Annotated in this window: 10 protein-coding genes and 1 CRISPR repeat array (1 of these 11 running past the window's edge); of the genes, 8 read left to right on the top strand and 2 right to left on the bottom strand. The window is 44.0% G+C overall.

All coding sequences use genetic code 11. From position 1 onward, the window contains the following. Positions 1-2 precede the first annotated feature (2 nt). Together WHS38_00380 and WHS38_00375 are read right to left on the bottom strand one after the other, a co-directional pair. Complete coding sequence (locus WHS38_00380) at positions 3-2,939, bottom strand: insulinase family protein (protein MEJ5299428.1); 2,937 nt, start codon at positions 2,937-2,939, stop codon at positions 3-5. Then, a complete protein-coding gene (locus WHS38_00375; protein MEJ5299427.1) occupies positions 2,920-4,359 on the bottom strand; it encodes a metallophosphoesterase in 1,440 nt (479 codons plus the stop codon). The genes WHS38_00380 and WHS38_00375 overlap by 20 nt, the downstream gene beginning before the upstream one ends. Before the next feature lie 281 nt (positions 4,360-4,640). On the opposite strand from WHS38_00375, the gene WHS38_00370 reads away from it, so the two are divergent. Genes WHS38_00370 through cas6 form a run of 8 tightly spaced genes read left to right on the top strand, consistent with a single transcriptional unit; the run spans position 4,641 to position 12,596 of the window. Further along, positions 4,641-6,146, top strand: a complete 1,506-nt coding sequence (locus tag WHS38_00370) for a hypothetical protein (protein MEJ5299426.1) — start codon at positions 4,641-4,643, stop codon at positions 6,144-6,146. A 3-nt stretch (positions 6,147-6,149) separates the two neighbouring features. Continuing rightward, a complete protein-coding gene (cas7i, locus tag WHS38_00365) occupies positions 6,150-7,085 on the top strand; it encodes a type I-B CRISPR-associated protein Cas7/Cst2/DevR (protein MEJ5299425.1) in 936 nt (311 codons plus the stop codon). Continuing rightward, positions 7,064-7,780, top strand: a complete 717-nt coding sequence (cas5, locus tag WHS38_00360; protein MEJ5299424.1) for a CRISPR-associated protein Cas5 — start codon at positions 7,064-7,066, stop codon at positions 7,778-7,780. The genes cas7i and cas5 overlap by 22 nt, the downstream gene beginning before the upstream one ends. Continuing rightward, the gene (gene cas3, locus WHS38_00355; GenBank protein ID MEJ5299423.1) at positions 7,765-9,957 is read left to right on the top strand and encodes a CRISPR-associated helicase Cas3'; all 2,193 of its coding nucleotides are present in this window, start codon (positions 7,765-7,767) and stop codon (positions 9,955-9,957) included. The genes cas5 and cas3 overlap by 16 nt, the downstream gene beginning before the upstream one ends. Positions 9,958-10,016: 59 nt before the next feature. Beyond that, positions 10,017-10,529 carry a CRISPR-associated protein Cas4 gene (gene cas4, locus WHS38_00350; GenBank protein MEJ5299422.1) on the top strand — a complete coding sequence of 171 codons (513 nt, stop codon included), beginning with the start codon at positions 10,017-10,019 and terminating at the stop codon, positions 10,527-10,529. 3 nt (positions 10,530-10,532) lie between these two features. Then, positions 10,533-11,552: a type I-B CRISPR-associated endonuclease Cas1b gene (gene cas1b / locus WHS38_00345; protein ID MEJ5299421.1), complete on the top strand. Its 1,020-nt coding sequence runs from the start codon at positions 10,533-10,535 to the stop codon at positions 11,550-11,552. Between the two features lie 15 nt (positions 11,553-11,567). Continuing rightward, the gene (gene cas2 / locus WHS38_00340; GenBank protein ID MEJ5299420.1) at positions 11,568-11,834 is read left to right on the top strand and encodes a CRISPR-associated endonuclease Cas2; all 267 of its coding nucleotides are present in this window, start codon (positions 11,568-11,570) and stop codon (positions 11,832-11,834) included. Between the two features lie 9 nt (positions 11,835-11,843). Next, positions 11,844-12,596 carry a CRISPR-associated endoribonuclease Cas6 gene (gene cas6 / locus WHS38_00335; GenBank protein ID MEJ5299419.1) on the top strand — a complete coding sequence of 251 codons (753 nt, stop codon included), beginning with the start codon at positions 11,844-11,846 and terminating at the stop codon, positions 12,594-12,596. 130 nt (positions 12,597-12,726) lie between these two features. Beyond that, positions 12,727-17,562: direct repeats of the CRISPR family, unit length 30 nt; unit sequence GCTCAAATCGAACCATTGTGGGATTGAAAC; it runs 2,134 nt beyond the window's last position.

The raw sequence follows: 17,562 nt of genomic DNA, 5'->3' as shown, positions 1-17,562 counted from the left end.
TATTAACAGTGAACAATCTTAAAGCCTCTGTCGCGCCACACTGACTGGACAGCCTTTTCAAGGCTATCTAAAGGACCAAGAACCTTGGTTAAAGACGATCCTCTCCATTCTTCCAGAATCTCAGACGCTTCTCTAAAATGGGATATTCCCGTTTCCAGAATCTCTTCCCTTAGCTTCCGTCTCATATCGTTGGTTTCTCCGGTAATAAATCGAATAGTGTGATTGTAAGCAAGATCATCAGGAAACATTGGAGGATCAAGTCTCCCATAGGTTCCAATAACACTCTTAGTGATATCTTCATCATTGAAAGGGGTCGTTTTTAGAAACTCCACCGTATCATCAAAAACCTTTTCCGTTTCGACAAGATGAGGATCCCGATAAGACGTCATAACAAGAATCTTTGAAGCTCTATCAAAGAAACAATGGGCTCCGTAAGCCCCTCCCTGCACTCTAACTCTATCCCATAACCATGTCGTCCTTACATGATGAAGCACTACGAGAAACCATCCGGGTGGGAGATTTCCAGAAAAACTTACCTTCCCTCCTTTGCCTACATAATGCACCTGAGCCGGCACAGCAAAGCCTTCATGGGGAGAAATTTCGGGTAAAACCCACATGTTAGACCGACCGCTTACTTCCCCTGTGGGAACAGATTCTAGAAACCCCTCAAATTGTTGCAATACTTCAGAAAGTCCATTTTCGTCACATACAAGATTTGCAATTATATATGGCTTACGGAAAATAGAATCGCGAATCCTGTAAAGAGCCTCCCTGAGAGAATCCCACCTGGATTCGTCAAAGTTCTCACTTAATTCTTTCAAAAAAATATATTGACTGATACCAGAAAGAAGTTCTTTAACCCGCTCTGGCTCTCCAAAGTGAGATCTAATGCGACGTAAAACCATCCTGTGTCCCTCAGGCACAAGCCTTTGTTCACGAGAAGCTTTGTGCTTCAGAAGAATCTGGAAAAATCGGTCTTTCGAATCGAATACTGAATCCACAACAATTTCTTTAATAATATCAACCATATCCGGAAATCTCTTTATGAGAGCTTTGCCTCTAAGAAAGAGGTAAAAAACACCGGAAGAATCATCGTCAAATCGTCTTCTTATCAGAATCTTTGGGCGAATACCCCCGGTAAGCCTTGATATGCGCTCTGACATTTCCACATAGTCACGCTTTTTTGTGCCCATCTCCATAAGAGCCGAACAAAAGAGAGGAAGATATGGCAATAAGTCGCTACTCAGGTGATCGAACCTGAATCCTACATCCAGATAGACTATACCATGGGTAGAAAGAGGATAAGTTATAAGAGTTCCACCGCCGTATAATTCTTTAAATTCACAGGGAACAACCGGTGGATCTACTGAGAGATCTTTTCTTTCAAGGCGAGGTATAGTCCTAAGAGCTTCGGGACTATCGGCTTTTTCTTGATGCTCTTTGAGAGAAATGGTTTCTTCCACAATTTTCAGCCGTTCCTCCGGCGAAAGAAGTCCAACTCGCTCTTCTATTAAAGCTCTTTCCTCCATGGCGAAACGCTCTAAAAGTTTCTCGTCAGGAAAGAGCGTTACCAGAGATTTGTGAGGATTCTGGAGGATATACTCGTCAATAAGACCTTCAAAGTAGGAAGAAGGATGTTTTTCGATGTCTGATTTTACGCGTTCAAGAGGTGTTTCAAAGGCGATAAGAGAAAGAGGATCGCCGTCATACAGCCAGGTTGTGAGCGCCATGAGCATAAGCATGAGCCCTCGAGGATAACCACCTGTGTGGCATTCTCGATAGCGAAATTCGATGGTATTTACGGCAGCTTCTATGGTGGAACGCGGAATGCCATCCCGGACAAGCTTTCTCAAAGTATCATCAATAAGAGATACCATCTCATCCACGTGTTCTCGTCTTTTTATGCCTCTAAGCCCTACGGAAAAATATAGGTTCCTCAGTTCGGTTTCCAATCCCACACCGGTGATATCTTCTCCAAGTCCGGAGTCAATCAGAGCCTTTCTAAGAGGTGAACCAGGCATGCCAAGCAAAATGTAATAGAGCATCTGAAAAGCCAAGTTTTTTTCAACATCCTTTGTTTCCGTTAAAAGCACATTAAGAGTCGCAAAAAACCTTCCGTCTCCGCTTCCAGGAAGTACTGCATAGGGTTTTTCAACCAGTTTGATCCCATTTATAGGCTTAACCGGTGGAATAGCAGAATTTACAGACAGATGCGAAAAATCCTTAAGATATTCAGCAATATGGGACAGTTCATCATCTATTGATCCATTACCATAAAAAAATACCTTCGCATTAGATGGATGATAAAAAGTTCGGTGAAAGTCTAGAAATTGTTCGTAAGTAAGTTGTGGAATCAAACGAGGATCCCCTCCTGAATCAAAGGCATAGGGATGATCCGGAAAGAGAGATTGCTGAACCGTTTCCATCAGGATTCTCTCAGGTGATGAATAAGCTCCTTTCATTTCGTTATAGACCACGCCTCGAATTTCCACGGGAGCGTCCGGTGACTCCTGATGATAATGCCACCCTTCCTGGCGGAAGACTTCCGGAGTAATGAGAGGATAAAACACAGCATCGAGATAGACATCCACCAGATTATGAAAATCCTTCGGGTGAGGGCTTGCTACAGGATAGCAGGTTTTATCCGGGTAGGTAAAGGCATTCAAAAAGGTCTGAAGAGAACCTTTAAGAAGCTCAACAAAGGGTTCTTTCACAGGATACTTTCTGGATCCGCACAAAACCGAATGTTCCAGAATGTGAGGGAGTCCCGTACCATCTCTTGGAGGAGTCCTGAAAGTGATACCGAAAACTTTATTTTCGTCACTATTCTTCAAAAGTAAAACTTCTGCACCTGTCTGTTGGTGCACGTAAAGAAAAGCCTGAGAGTTTAGTTCCTTAATTTCTTGCTTTCTTAGCAATTCAAATGCTTCTACCGTCATGGCTTTCCAGATCCTCTCTCAAAAGAGTAATATGAACAATTTCTCCTCTGGTGTTATACCTAACAAAAATTCCCGATGCTCCTACTCCTGACGACGTATAACCCCACATCGATTTATACTTCCACCGTCCATAAACGAATCGCCATCCTGTTCTGCTGTGGGTAAAAATTGCTCCTAAACGAGGAAGTTGAATTTGTCCAGCGTGAGTATGCCCGCAGAGATATAAACTTGCTCCGTACTGGGCAGCATCCCTGTAAACTTCTGGAGAATGAGCAATGAAGATAGAAAAGGCTTGTCGTGGAATTCCGCAAAAAGCCGCTTCTACGTCGTGGCATTTAAAATAGTGAGGGTCATCCACACCGACAAAATAAATTGTCTCGCCTTTTCTGGATATCGCCACGTGTTCGTTAACAAGCACCCTGACCCCTTGCTGTTCAAACCAGGTTACCATTTCAATACAGTCATGATTTCCCAGGACGGCTATAACGCCATCTCGGGTTTTTTCTTTAAGCAGAGGGATAACCCGGCTCAGGTGTTCCAGAGGGGAATGATAGGATCCAACATCTTCCATACGATAATCCCCGCCAAGAATGCATATATCAAAAGCAGGAAGTTTACCAAGAACCTCTTTGATTTTTTCAGGAAGTCTCTCATGGCCGTTTATGTGAAGATCCGTAAGAAACAGTATAGAGTAACCGTGGAAGGCCTGGGGAAGGTTGGGGAATGAAAACGTCAAAGATCTTACCTTGATGTCAAGCGCGTTCTGGATTCCGCGTTTATAATAACCAAGCATTTTCAAAACGGCTTTAAGGCAAAGGTGGTAATAGATAGCATCTTCAAAGTTCAGAAATATTCTCAAGGGATCATGGCGTATCTGGCAGGCTTTCCATTCTCTGAGTCTAAGCCGCGGATTAAGGTTTCTGGGGTAATTCTCTACAGGTCTGACCAGAAGAATTCTTTTATAGAAAATTGATCCCCAATAGGCACCCACCGAAAATACCAGAAGCACAATAGCCACCAATAACAAACCAATTTGGTGTTGTCTCTCAAAAGCTACAAGCGGCAATAAACCTTCCAGGAACTGATCCAGGCCGGGCACGATGGTTCCACTTGGTTTGTTGAGTCTTCGTTTTACAAAGCTTGTAATAAGATCGCCGAGCATACCCAGGGAAGCCCAAATGAACCCTTCAAGTGGAGACCATCCAAAAGCCGGAGCACAAAATGTTCCGCCAATAATTGACCCTACAATGCCCCGAATCGTCTTATGTGCTCCAAAAATAGGCTTTCCATCCCAAAAGCGCCGGTTAAGATCCAGAGGCAAATTCCACCTGTTAGCCAAAATTACAGATAGAAATGGGGGCACAAAATGAATCCACCACAGGAAAATCGTTATCTTTGCGATAATTATGATATCGTCCACACTTCTACCTCGTTTTCCGTGATTATGCCCATCTACAACAACGGTCAATATACGTAAAAGTAGCCACTCATACAGGGAAGATATCAGCAAGCCGGAAGATGGGCAAGCATCTCAAGATTTCGCAGAGCAGAATAAAACTGACGTTAAAAAATAGTCACCAATTTTGAAAATTGGTCATAAATAACCGTATATAATAGGTGAACATCGTTGCCAGAGCAGGAATAAGTGTTACCTGAGTGGCAAACAGTGCCAACGCTATTGAGTAAAGGGGACAAAAAGTAATGAGCAACAACAAACATCAAACAGTAAAGATTGATTTAAACCGTCCCACTGGTAATTTCTGGGTGGATACGGGAATGGTAGTTCTTACACGCAAGCTTGGGGAAGGCGAATATACTGTAAACGATGTGCTGAAGTGGCTTCTTGATAGATTGATACAAAAAACTGGAAATAAAGGCTCATATTACGATGAAAAAAGCAATCAACTTCGGGAATATGAGAAAGAAAACTGGGTCTACCCTATCAATTTGTTTATCAAAGTATCTGGTGCTCCGGGTAAGAAAGTAAAAATAGAGGGTAAGGACTATCCAACACAGCCACCCAAATTTAAGCTTGATCTAAAACTCTCTAAAAAGCCTGGAATTTGCGATCTTTGCGGTTACGAAGCTCCTCTGACTGATGCCAAAATGTGGATGTTCCCCTTTATTGTAGACCCTGCTAAGTTCGGAACCTTTTACTCAGGAGCCAAACGGGGTTTGCGGTTATGCGCTCAGTGTGCTCTGTCAGGATTAGCAGGCTATTTTGGCTGGCTGTGGAAAGCTCAGGGACGGGATGCCTTTCACTTTTTTATTTTCTATTCCGAGCCAGAGGAAATGGAGCGTCTTCATCGTGAAGTACTGGAACCGCTACGTATACAAGGAGATAAAAGTGGTAATTTCAGCTCCGCTTTTTCCGGCGCCTATCTTCACGAAACCACTCTGGGCATGTTGTTAGAATTATTTGCCCATGTTAGACAGTCCGATCGGCTTTCTGAAAGTGGTCGTATTTATCTGGCATCACTTTTAGGTGCCACTCCATCACATGGATCACCTCCTCCTATTACCCTTTACGCAGTAACAGGTGAACCAGGACAATCTTTCAGCATGAAAGCCCTGAAGGAATTTTCCAAACTCCAGTTGCTTTACCGACTCTACGAAAACTGGACGGAAGTTTTACTCGATAAACAAATAGATTTTAATCCTCATCAGCGCATTATTCAAATCTTGCGACAGTTCGAAGCACAACAGGGGAATAAACGTGAAACACTCTGGCGTGACAAGATTGCCTGGGCAATTTTGGAATTTAGCGACCCCTTACCTTTTATAGAACTTTTTCTTTTTGACGTAAGAGCCAAGGATAAAAACCCTAGACCGTTGGTCTATGGTACCCTGGAAATATTTGGAAACTATGTGCAGGAGGTATTGAATATGGACGAGCAATTTCAACGTATACTGGCAGGCTTTGGACACAGCCTTGGCGAAGCCGCTCATGAGCATAAAGAAATGGGACTTCTTTATGCTCTGCGTAATGCGAAAAACCCTGAGGAATTCTATCGTGTGCTCAACGATGTCCAGTTTCGACTAGAAATTACAATTCCGGAAGCTTTGCTCAGGATTGAAAAAGGTGAACGTATTTCTGGAGTTCCATGGGTGCGAGTCAAAACACTGCTATCCATTTATGCCATGAACACATTTTTGCGCAAAAACGCACCTCAGAAAACAGATTCGGACACAGAAAAGGAGGAGTAAACCATGAACATCAGCAAAGCCATAACCATCGGCTATTTGGCCAAGATCTCTGCAGCAAACGTTAATGCTTCCCATACGGAAGGAAATGTAGTTGTAGCAAAAAAAGTGACACTTCCAGACGGTAGCACAATTCCATATATTTCTGGTCAAGCCATACGCCGTATGCTACGCGACCGTCTTGAAGACCTGGGATATAAGCTTTCAGACCTTTTTGCCAGTGTTAAAGGGCAGGAAGTAACACCTCCCGTACGCCCATGGGAATTTGTGGACGAAGACCTTTTCGGATACTTAGATCCTTCTGGAGGTAAACGTCGAACATCTCCTGTCAGGGTTTCGGCAGCTGTTGGGTTGTTCCCATTTCAGGGAGATCGTGACCTTGGAACGCGATCATTCGAGCGATTCGGACAAAATATGACCGCCGGTGGCAACATGTTTGAAACCGAACTTTATGCCAATCTTTTCAAAGGAACTATCCTCATAGAGCTCGACCGGGTTGGTATATTCAGGGAAAATGAAATTGGTGAAAATAACGGAAAATCACTGGACAATAGTGAACGTAAAAGGCGTGTCAGGGATCTAATAGAAGCACTAAATTTACTTTGGGGTGGAGGACGCACAGCGCGAATGCTGTCTGATCTCTCGCCAAAATTTATAGCTTACGCTCGTCTAAAAGTTAAACACCCGGTATTTCTGGAAGCATTCGTGGCGCATTACGAAAACAATAAATATAGGCTTGAGTTAGAACCGCTGAAAAACGCTCTTAACAAGTTTGATAACTACTTTGAGTACAAAGTTTTTGGCTTGGATTCAGGCATTTACAGCAATGAAGATGAAATCAGAGAAGTTCTGGGACAATATGGTGAAGTGGTCACAGTTCACGAAGCTATTGCTAAAGCAAAGGGAGATATAGACGGACTATGGAAAGAGTCCTCCGCATAAAAGTCCGAGCACCGGTGGCATCGTTCCGACGACCACTGGAACACAATTTTCAGAGAAGCCTTCCAATGCCTCCCCCTACAACTCTGGTAGGCATAGCTGGTGCAGCAATGGGCTTATCGGATAGGGAACTATGGTCGGGAAACAGCATTCTTCGGCAAGTTAAAGTTGCTGTCTGGATGGATGCTGAACCTGGACTTACACGCGATATGTGGACTGTGCTCAAAATCAAAGACAATAAAAAAATAGAACGCTCACCGTATATGCGGGAACTTCTATTCTTTGTGCGTTACACTCTGATCTACGGTGGAGACGAAGTTCTTCTTAAGAAAATGGAGCATGCTTTTTACGACCCCGTTTATCCTCTTTCACTGGGTAGAGAAGATGAGTTGCTCTTTATAGAAGAAATCAGTCTGGATGCGGCTACGGAAGGTAGACCGTCATTTCGAGGGACAGTGATCCCGGGAGACTTCAGACGGATGCGAGTTCGTCCACTGCTACAACCGGGCATTCGTTTTGAGCCACCGGTAGTGGAAACCCTGCCCCTGAGTTTCGCTGTGGATGATAAAAGAATACGCCATCCCCAGCGCCAGGTTACTCTGAGTTTTCTCCCTCTAGGTGTGGAACTGGAAATAGAAGAACCACGGATACACGCCTTACAGTGCCAGGGAAGGAATTTCACATGGATAAACTCCTAGCTAAACCGGATGTCTTTCTATTAGATCATTTACAGGACGTAATGCAACTGGGCGATGAAGTCGCACATCGTCTAAAACTTGATAGTCACTTGCGGACAAAAGCCATCCTAGCATGTGCTCTGCACGATATCGGCAAAGCAACTGTGGATTTTCAAGAATACATCCGTGGAAAGCGTCGAAAGGCTTATCCTCACCCTTTAGCATCCATGCCTTTCGTGCTGGTAGCAGAAAGTCTTTTATCAAAACATTATCGACAAGATAAACATGATTTGATCGCCACAGCTGCAGTGTTAACCCATCATTCGCCTCTGTGCCCTGAGCTGTATGTTGGTTACAGTGATTCTGTGCCGAAATTCCATCCTGGTTTGTCTGACACTTTGAAATCGGTCTGGGAATTACTTCAGCGCACTGGAATTGAAGAATTACCGGAGAAAGAAGAATTCATAAGGACTGCAAATTCTCTTTTAACCGAAGCTCCAGCGGCTATACTGGACGACAGAAGATTAATTCCTGGTAAAACAATCCGGGGCATTTTGCAGAGCCTGCCCACGATAGAATTTGCTCTGGTTAAGGCTGTTCTCCATCTCGCAGATTGGCTGGCTTCAGCCAAGGAATACAATCCTTCTATCCTCTTTCTGGAAGATGGCAGGACAAAGATTGAATCAGACATCCGTAAGCGTGAAGAATACGGCAAGTTTTCACTTCGCGAATTTCAATACCGTGCCACCAAAAGTTCTGCTGATGTAATCTGGCTTCGCGCTCCAACTGGCACGGGAAAAACCGAGGCATTACTTTTATGGGCGGGCAACACGGAACGCCTGCTTTATCTTCTTCCTACTCAAGCCACTGTCAATGCGATGTGGATGCGGCTACGTCGGGTTTACGGCGACGACTCCGTAGCATTGGCACACGGTAAGGCAAGTTACATGCTACGCAGAGAATCGGATGAAAATACCCTGGATAAACGCCTTCTGGGCTCAGTGTTCGCCAAACCTGTTACCGTAGCAACACTGGATCAATACCTTCTGGCACACCTCAATGGACGACACTGGGAAGAACGAAGGAGTCTCTCTAGAAACGCAACGCTAATCCTGGATGAAATCCATGCTTATGAACCCTACACACTTGGGCTTTTGTTAGAAGCTCTAGAGCGGGAGATGCCCTCTCGTCTTGCCCTAGCAAGCGCAACTCTCCCGCCCGTGCTGTTGAATTTATTTCCCAAAGGGGAACTTATTGAGGCTGAAAACAAGTTATGGCAGCGCACTCGCCACCGCCTGCTACTTGAAAATAACTTGTTAAAAGACGGTCTGCCGAAAGCAATAGAATACGCTAGCGAGGGCAAGACAGTACTCATGGTCGCCAACACCATTAGTGATGCCCAATCCCTTTACCAATTGCTTAAGAATGAATTTGATTGGAAGCGCTGTTACTTGTTACATGCTCGTTTCATCTTTCGTGACCGACAAGTCAAAGAGGAGCAAGTAGGAAAACCTCTACCTGGCACAATTTTTGTTGCTACACAGATAGTAGAAGTTAGTTTGGACATATCTTACGATGTGCTGATAACCGAAATTGCACCCATTGATGCTTTGGTACAGCGTATGGGGCGAGTAAACCGTCGCGGTGAAAAACCACCGGCTCCCGTCATTGTGTATTGCCAATGGTCCAATGGAGCTCAAAGAATTTATGGCAAGGAAATGCTCGAATGGAGCCTGAAACTTTTGAATAGTTTATCGAAAACACCAACTGATTATGAACTAGCCGAAGCTACCAGCAAGCTCTACGAATATGCCATGTCCTCGGAAGACTGGAAAAAAGAATTTGAGGAAGGACGTCAAACGCTGAAAGAAATACAACGTATCTTGGGCTGCTATACTATTAATCTTTCAGATGAAGAAATGCGACAGCGCTTTACTGCCCGTAGAGGTCATGTGTCAGTGGATGTACTGCCTCAGGAATTTGTGCGTGAAGCTTACAAACTCAAGGAATGTGGTGAAAGCTGGCGACTACCAGAATTGCTGGTTCCTGTGCCAGTTTACTGGCTAAAGCGAAGTGAATTTTTTACGCCTATTGAGGATCTGGATTGCATTAAAACAACACTGGAATATAGCTCTGAATTGGGATTAATCGTGCCAAAAAAGGAACAAGGATCCCCAGAATATGTGCTAATTGATTGATTCTAAAGACACCTTTTAGTAGCGAATGTCAGGTCTGTTATCGGATTTCATCATTTGATATGGATGAAGAATTCATCAAGTTGAGAACAAACGGAATTAAAATCAATTACTGGGCAATCTGCCACCGAAAAGTATGGCTGTATGCCAAAGGGCTGCACATGGAACATCTGTCGGATAGAGTAGCACTGGGACGACTTCTTCACGAACGTGCTTATTCTGACTTGTCCAGGCGAGAAGTGCTTATCGACAATCTCATTAAAATAGACCTGCTGGAAAAAGAAGGAAAAGTGCTGGAGGTTAAGTATTCACGGAAACTAGAGGATGCTGCCAGGTTACAAATAGCTTATTATCTTCTTTATTTGAAAAAGCTAGGGGTTGGAACTTTAATCGGTGAATTGAGATTCCCGAAGGAGCGACGCAGAGAGGAAGTCCATCTCACGCCTGAACTGGAAGCCGCGGTTATGGAGGCTCTAAAGGGTGTGCATGAAATTGAGCAAATGCCGTCACCCCCTCAAGCCGAATTCACCTCTATTTGTCGTGCATGCTCTTATTGTGAACTATGCTGGGGGTAAAAAATGGCTGAATCAGCCCGCAGTTACTACATCTTCCGAAATGGCCGCTTAAGACGGCGACAAAACACCCTTTATCTTGAACAAGAAGGCGAAAATGGTGATATCATTCGCCATCCTATCCCTATCGAGGATGTCCAGGATATCTATCTTTTCGGGGAGATTGATCTGAACACGAAATTGCTTAACTTTCTTGCCCAAAACGGGGTAATCGTCCATTGTTTTAACTACTACGGATTCTATTCTGGTAGTTTTTACCCTCGAGAAACCAATGTAAGCGGTCATTTGATAGTAAAACAGGTTGAGCATTACCTGGATCCGACAAAACGGCTTTCTCTTGCTCGTGAATTTGTCAGCAGTGCTCTCTACCACATAAGGCGTAATCTTAATTACTACAGCCACCGCGGCAAAGATGTGAGAAATTCACTAAATATCGTGGAGCAGTGCATGGATAGAATTGCTTCATGCGAGACTATTCCTGAACTGATGCGCGAAGAGGGGCAAGCCAGGGAAGCCTATTATGTTGCCTTTAACGAAATTTTGGATTTGAAAGAACCCTTCGAAAAGCGAGTCAGACGCCCACCAGACAATATGATTAACGCTCTAATTTCTTTCATCAATACTCTTATTTACACGGCAACCCTATCAGAAATTTATGTAACCCAGCTAAACCCCACAATCAGTTACCTGCACGAGCCTTCTAAGCGTCGTTTTTCCTTAGCACTGGACATATCTGAAATTTTTAAGCCGCTAGTTGGAGACCGCGTGCTTTTTCGTCTGCTCAATCGAGGCGTTATTGGTGAAGAGGACTTTATGGGTTTAGGCGAATCCCCGGCAGTTTACCTTAAAGAAAATGCTCGGAAGACAGTGGTTCGCGAACTTGAAGAAACACTACAAACAACGGTCTATCATCGTGGGCTTAAACGCAATGTCTCTTATCGCTATTTGATTCGTTTTGAGGCTTATAAAATAATAAGACATCTAATAGGCATGGAACCTTACAGATCCTTGAGAGCATGGTGGTAAAGGTGTTGAAGACGTATGTATGTGGTTATAGTCTATGATGTGGAACAGATACGCGTTAATAAAGTGTGCAAATGTCTGAGACGCTTTTTACACTGGGTGCAAAATAGTGCTTTTGAGGGAGACCTGAGTGAATCGCAGCTGGAACGTTTGAAGATGGAATTAAAAAAACTAATCGATCCCGAACATGATAGTGTTTACATATATCGCTTACCGCACAAGAAGTATTTGCGAAAAGAGACCATAGGCCGGGAGAAAGTTATTATAGACCAGATCCTGGGGTGAAAATTTAGAATGCGGTTACACATTGTTTTTAACACCGAACAACCCATAAAGTTACCCTGGAATTATCAGCATTTACTGCACGGTTTTCTCTATGGAGCCATCGCCAGATCTCGCCCGCAATTAGGTAGCTTTTTACATGAACAGGGTTTTGTAGCTGAAAATCATCGATATAAAATGGTTGTATTTTCAAAGTTTTATCCTAGACGTGCCAGCACTTGCGAGACTGGATTGATTCTGGAACCACCCATTCACTGGTGGGTTTCATCCCCTCTTACTGCCCCTGTGGAAGCTCTAGCCACAACTTTGTTAACTGAAGGAGAAGTATTTTTACAAGACAGTCGCCTGATGGTGAAAAGAATAGAAGTAGAGCCAGTTCCTGAACTAAACGGGCACGTATTGTGCGAAACCATTTCACCTGTTGTGGTTTCTACGGGAGTTTTATCTGGGGAAAAGCTAAAAAAGCAATTTTTATCACCCGATGAAAAACGCTTCTGGGAAATAGTGGAAGCGAATCTACGCCGAAAAGCCCGGGCTTTGGGATTACAGGTTGAGGAGAAAGAGGCGGTTTGTTTCAAAAAGGTGGGAAGATGGCGATCCAGGTTGGTGATAGTGCAGGGAACAAAAGTGAAATGCTACGAAGGGCAATTTACCATGGAAGGAGAAAAGAGCCTCCTTCTTCTAGCTTACGAAGCTGGGCTTGGAGAAAGGAACATGCAAGGTTTTGGGATGTTCCGCATTAAAAACGAACCCTTAGACAAATAAAAATCAATCCAGAGTTCCATCTTATACACTACGCAATCGTTGCCGTCGATCTCTGGGCAAATTCTGGCTACTTGACATTTGCCGCAATTTTGAGTTGCCCGTTCCTTGAAAATACTGTATTTTAACCTTGGCTCAAATCGAACCATTGTGGGATTGAAACTGTCTTGTCGTTCAGATGGGATGACGGTCTTGTTCTGGCTCAAATCGAACCATTGTGGGATTGAAACATGGCTCGGACGAGTACCCAACTGGGACTCGTCTGGCTCAAATCGAACCATTGTGGGATTGAAACATCGACAATCTGCTTAGCTTCTCGATAACTTTTATCGCTCAAATCGAACCATTGTGGGATTGAAACCTCGCTAGCAAGCGCTTTACTAACGTAGTTAGCAGCTGCTCAAATCGAACCATTGTGGGATTGAAACTGAGAGAAAAGATTGATGCTTTGAAAGATCGTTTTGGGCTCAAATCGAACCATTGTGGGATTGAAACTCTGAAATATTCAGACGCCTGCCGGAGCACATTAAAAGCTCAAATCGAACCATTGTGGGATTGAAACGGCGTGGGGAAGACCGCTCTAGCTCACGCTGTAGCGGCTCAAATCGAACCATTGTGGGATTGAAACTTAGTAATTTGTTAGGCTAATATAATTGCTCTCCATCGCTCAAATCGAACCATTGTGGGATTGAAACGGTGTATTGCTTAGGGCGGCGCTCTCTTCCAGGGAGGCTCAAATCGAACCATTGTGGGATTGAAACAAACGCCACACAGCGACGTGCTCGTCGTCAGAGAAAGCTCAAATCGAACCATTGTGGGATTGAAACTTTCTTCAGTTCTTCACTAAGGAAGAATTCAATGGGCTCAAATCGAACCATTGTGGGATTGAAACAAAAAAATCTGCCCCCCTTCGGGGGGTGTTAACAGCTGCTCAAATCGAACCATTGTGGGATTGAAACCAATTTGCGGATCGTTGAGGAACATATCCAACCTTGGCTCAAATCGAACCATTGTGGGATTGAAACTCACAAGTGCCCAAATCCCCTCAAGAATGGGTCTAAGCTCAAATCGAACCATTGTGGGATTGAAACGACAAGAAGAGGAAGAAAGACGCCTTGCGAGAGAAAAGCTCAAATCGAACCATTGTGGGATTGAAACTACGCTTAAGGGGATCGACCCATCGAGCGAGCTGGGCTCAAATCGAACCATTGTGGGATTGAAACCAGGTGTATGATACACAGGAATCTTTTTAAGCTCATGCTCAAATCGAACCATTGTGGGATTGAAACCTGTAGATTCGGATGGGGCGGGTAGTTCTGGGAGTGGCTCAAATCGAACCATTGTGGGATTGAAACCGGGGGGATTTTCAGAAAAAGTTGTAACTTTTCGTGCTCAAATCGAACCATTGTGGGATTGAAACAAGGTAGAGCGGAAGGGTTGTTGGCGCAGATTATTAGCTCAAATCGAACCATTGTGGGATTGAAACAAAGATAATCAAAAGCTTCTCGCCACGGGATCTTTTGCTCAAATCGAACCATTGTGGGATTGAAACTATCTTGGAAGACGTGTTCGAGAAGTGGGAGCCTTTGCTCAAATCGAACCATTGTGGGATTGAAACAGTGCAAGAAGCTCAGATTAGTTACATGAAACATGAGCTCAAATCGAACCATTGTGGGATTGAAACTGAGCGGGAACATAGCGAAATTAAATCAGCTATTAGGCTCAAATCGAACCATTGTGGGATTGAAACGCTTATAACGATAACTATGAATAACCATAAAAGCCCGCTCAAATCGAACCATTGTGGGATTGAAACAACAAATTACTAAAGGAGGGAAAGCTATGAAATTAGAGCTCAAATCGAACCATTGTGGGATTGAAACTTGAGAATCTCCGAAACATTCCCGGCGTGGTCCTCGCTCAAATCGAACCATTGTGGGATTGAAACGGGAAAATGGTGAGGTGAAGCTAATTTTCCGACTATGCTCAAATCGAACCATTGTGGGATTGAAACTTATGAAATAATACCAATCCGGCCTTGTACTTAGTCGCTCAAATCGAACCATTGTGGGATTGAAACGCGAGGATTGCTTCCTTACTGTTGCCAAAGAAAATCGCTCAAATCGAACCATTGTGGGATTGAAACTCTACACGTATTAACTCGCCCCCGTATCTCGCTGACGCTCAAATCGAACCATTGTGGGATTGAAACGGGGATTTTTAGAAAAAGTTGAAACTTATTGTCTAGCTCAAATCGAACCATTGTGGGATTGAAACTATTCACTTCAATAGGATTTTCTTTGGCAACAGTAGCTCAAATCGAACCATTGTGGGATTGAAACAGTGTGGGGAGAAAAGATTATCGGGAACGGTAAACAGCTCAAATCGAACCATTGTGGGATTGAAACGGAGGTTAACTTGCGAGGATTGCGACGTCATTTTCCCGCTCAAATCGAACCATTGTGGGATTGAAACTAAAGATTCTAATCTCGTCAGTGCGCGCGTTCTGGGCTCAAATCGAACCATTGTGGGATTGAAACTAACATAGCCGATACCAGCACCGTCATTATTGATTAGCTCAAATCGAACCATTGTGGGATTGAAACGGAATAACCGCAAATCTGGGAGCCTTCGGGCTCCCCGCTCAAATCGAACCATTGTGGGATTGAAACTTATAAATCCCATCTGGAACTAAAATAATTCTGCTAGCTCAAATCGAACCATTGTGGGATTGAAACGACGAGAAGAGGAAGCAAGGCGCCCCGCTTTCGCAAAGCTCAAATCGAACCATTGTGGGATTGAAACAGGAAGGACTCACTCACAAGATAGATCGAGTTGTCTGCTCAAATCGAACCATTGTGGGATTGAAACTGGACGATCCTGACGTTCTCAGCTGGTAGCTCTAGAGCTCAAATCGAACCATTGTGGGATTGAAACGCAGCTTGTCCAGCTTGCGTATTCCAGAAGGTAAGCGCTCAAATCGAACCATTGTGGGATTGAAACTGGAATATCTACGTTCTCGTCATAGTCGTCTATGGGGCTCAAATCGAACCATTGTGGGATTGAAACAGGGCTGCAGCTATGAAAACTATGAAACTATGATTGAGCTCAAATCGAACCATTGTGGGATTGAAACGAGCGTGTATTCGTCATAATCGATACCGAGTAAAAGGCTCAAATCGAACCATTGTGGGATTGAAACCATGATTTCATTAGAGACGACAAAGGCAACATTATTGGCTCAAATCGAACCATTGTGGGATTGAAACCTTCTCATCTGTAACCAAGCTGGATTTTCCACGGTAGCTCAAATCGAACCATTGTGGGATTGAAACGAGCAGGTGATATTATAAGCACCAAGACCGCCATACCAGCTCAAATCGAACCATTGTGGGATTGAAACTCTCAGAACTAGAGCTATAGATCCTGATCTCGTTTGGCTCAAATCGAACCATTGTGGGATTGAAACCAGGAAGGAGTTCCACTATATGAGAGGTCCCGTTCGGCTCAAATCGAACCATTGTGGGATTGAAACTCGCCTAGCCATATCCTAGCCTCTCGCTCGAACACTGCTCAAATCGAACCATTGTGGGATTGAAACTATATATGTATGATGACACAATTATGACTGGTAATGGCTCAAATCGAACCATTGTGGGATTGAAACCTCCTAAACTGACTCTGAAAACTATGAAACTATGATGCTCAAATCGAACCATTGTGGGATTGAAACTCGGAATGGATATCTAAGGAAGGAAGAAATAAAAATGGCTCAAATCGAACCATTGTGGGATTGAAACTTTAGAATGGTGAGGACGTTTTCGGCGTGGTCTTCAGCTCAAATCGAACCATTGTGGGATTGAAACCGAATGGGAAATTGACTTCGTGAAGAAAAGTATTACGCTCAAATCGAACCATTGTGGGATTGAAACTTTGCTAGCAGGTAATCGAAGGCTTTTTCCCACGGAGCTCAAATCGAACCATTGTGGGATTGAAACTAGAACTTGAGAATGATTACCAACTGCAAGAAGCGCAGCTCAAATCGAACCATTGTGGGATTGAAACCTGGGTGAGCGAGGAAGATTTGTTCGTAAAGCTCGAGCTCAAATCGAACCATTGTGGGATTGAAACGGGAAAGTTCGACTACACGGAAACACTCATGCTTGGGCTCAAATCGAACCATTGTGGGATTGAAACCTTCTAGTCAAGACGCCTTTAAGGGTAGAGGTATATGGCTCAAATCGAACCATTGTGGGATTGAAACCTTGTTTGTAAAATGGAATGCCTACAAGGATTATCAGCTCAAATCGAACCATTGTGGGATTGAAACGCGGTAGTAGGGGCGATAGTGAGAAGGATTCGGAGGCTCAAATCGAACCATTGTGGGATTGAAACAGGAGAGACGGCGTTAAATTCCGTCCAGTTTTCCCTGCTCAAATCGAACCATTGTGGGATTGAAACGTCTTTGTGTGGAATCGGCAATAACTCTATCGCTAGCTCAAATCGAACCATTGTGGGATTGAAACGATTTTGTTCTTGAGTTGGGGAGTGGGAGTATTTTGGCTCAAATCGAACCATTGTGGGATTGAAACTTTTGATTCCCTCTGGTAAGTCTAAAATACTCTTAGCTCAAATCGAACCATTGTGGGATTGAAACAGAGGAGGGCTAAACATGAGAGACAAGATTGATGCTTGCTCAAATCGAACCATTGTGGGATTGAAACTAACCCACCTCTCCCCTACCACCTCTGAAATTCTACTGCTCAAATCGAACCATTGTGGGATTGAAACCAGGAGTCACACACCCATCACACCCTATCTCCACTCCGCTCAAATCGAACCATTGTGGGATTGAAACCACTACCTCTACCGTCCTCCCCGACTCCTTATGCACAGCTCAAATCGAACCATTGTGGGATTGAAACGAGCTTGTGACGGTTGATACGGAAGGTAAGGCGAACGCTCAAAT

The sequence above is a fragment of the Thermodesulforhabdaceae bacterium genome (genome assembly GCA_037482015.1).
Lineage (GTDB): Bacteria > Desulfobacterota > Syntrophobacteria > Syntrophobacterales > Thermodesulforhabdaceae > JAOACS01.
Note: the sequence above shows the minus strand (reverse complement) of the source record. Positions and strands in the feature narration are given on the sequence as shown.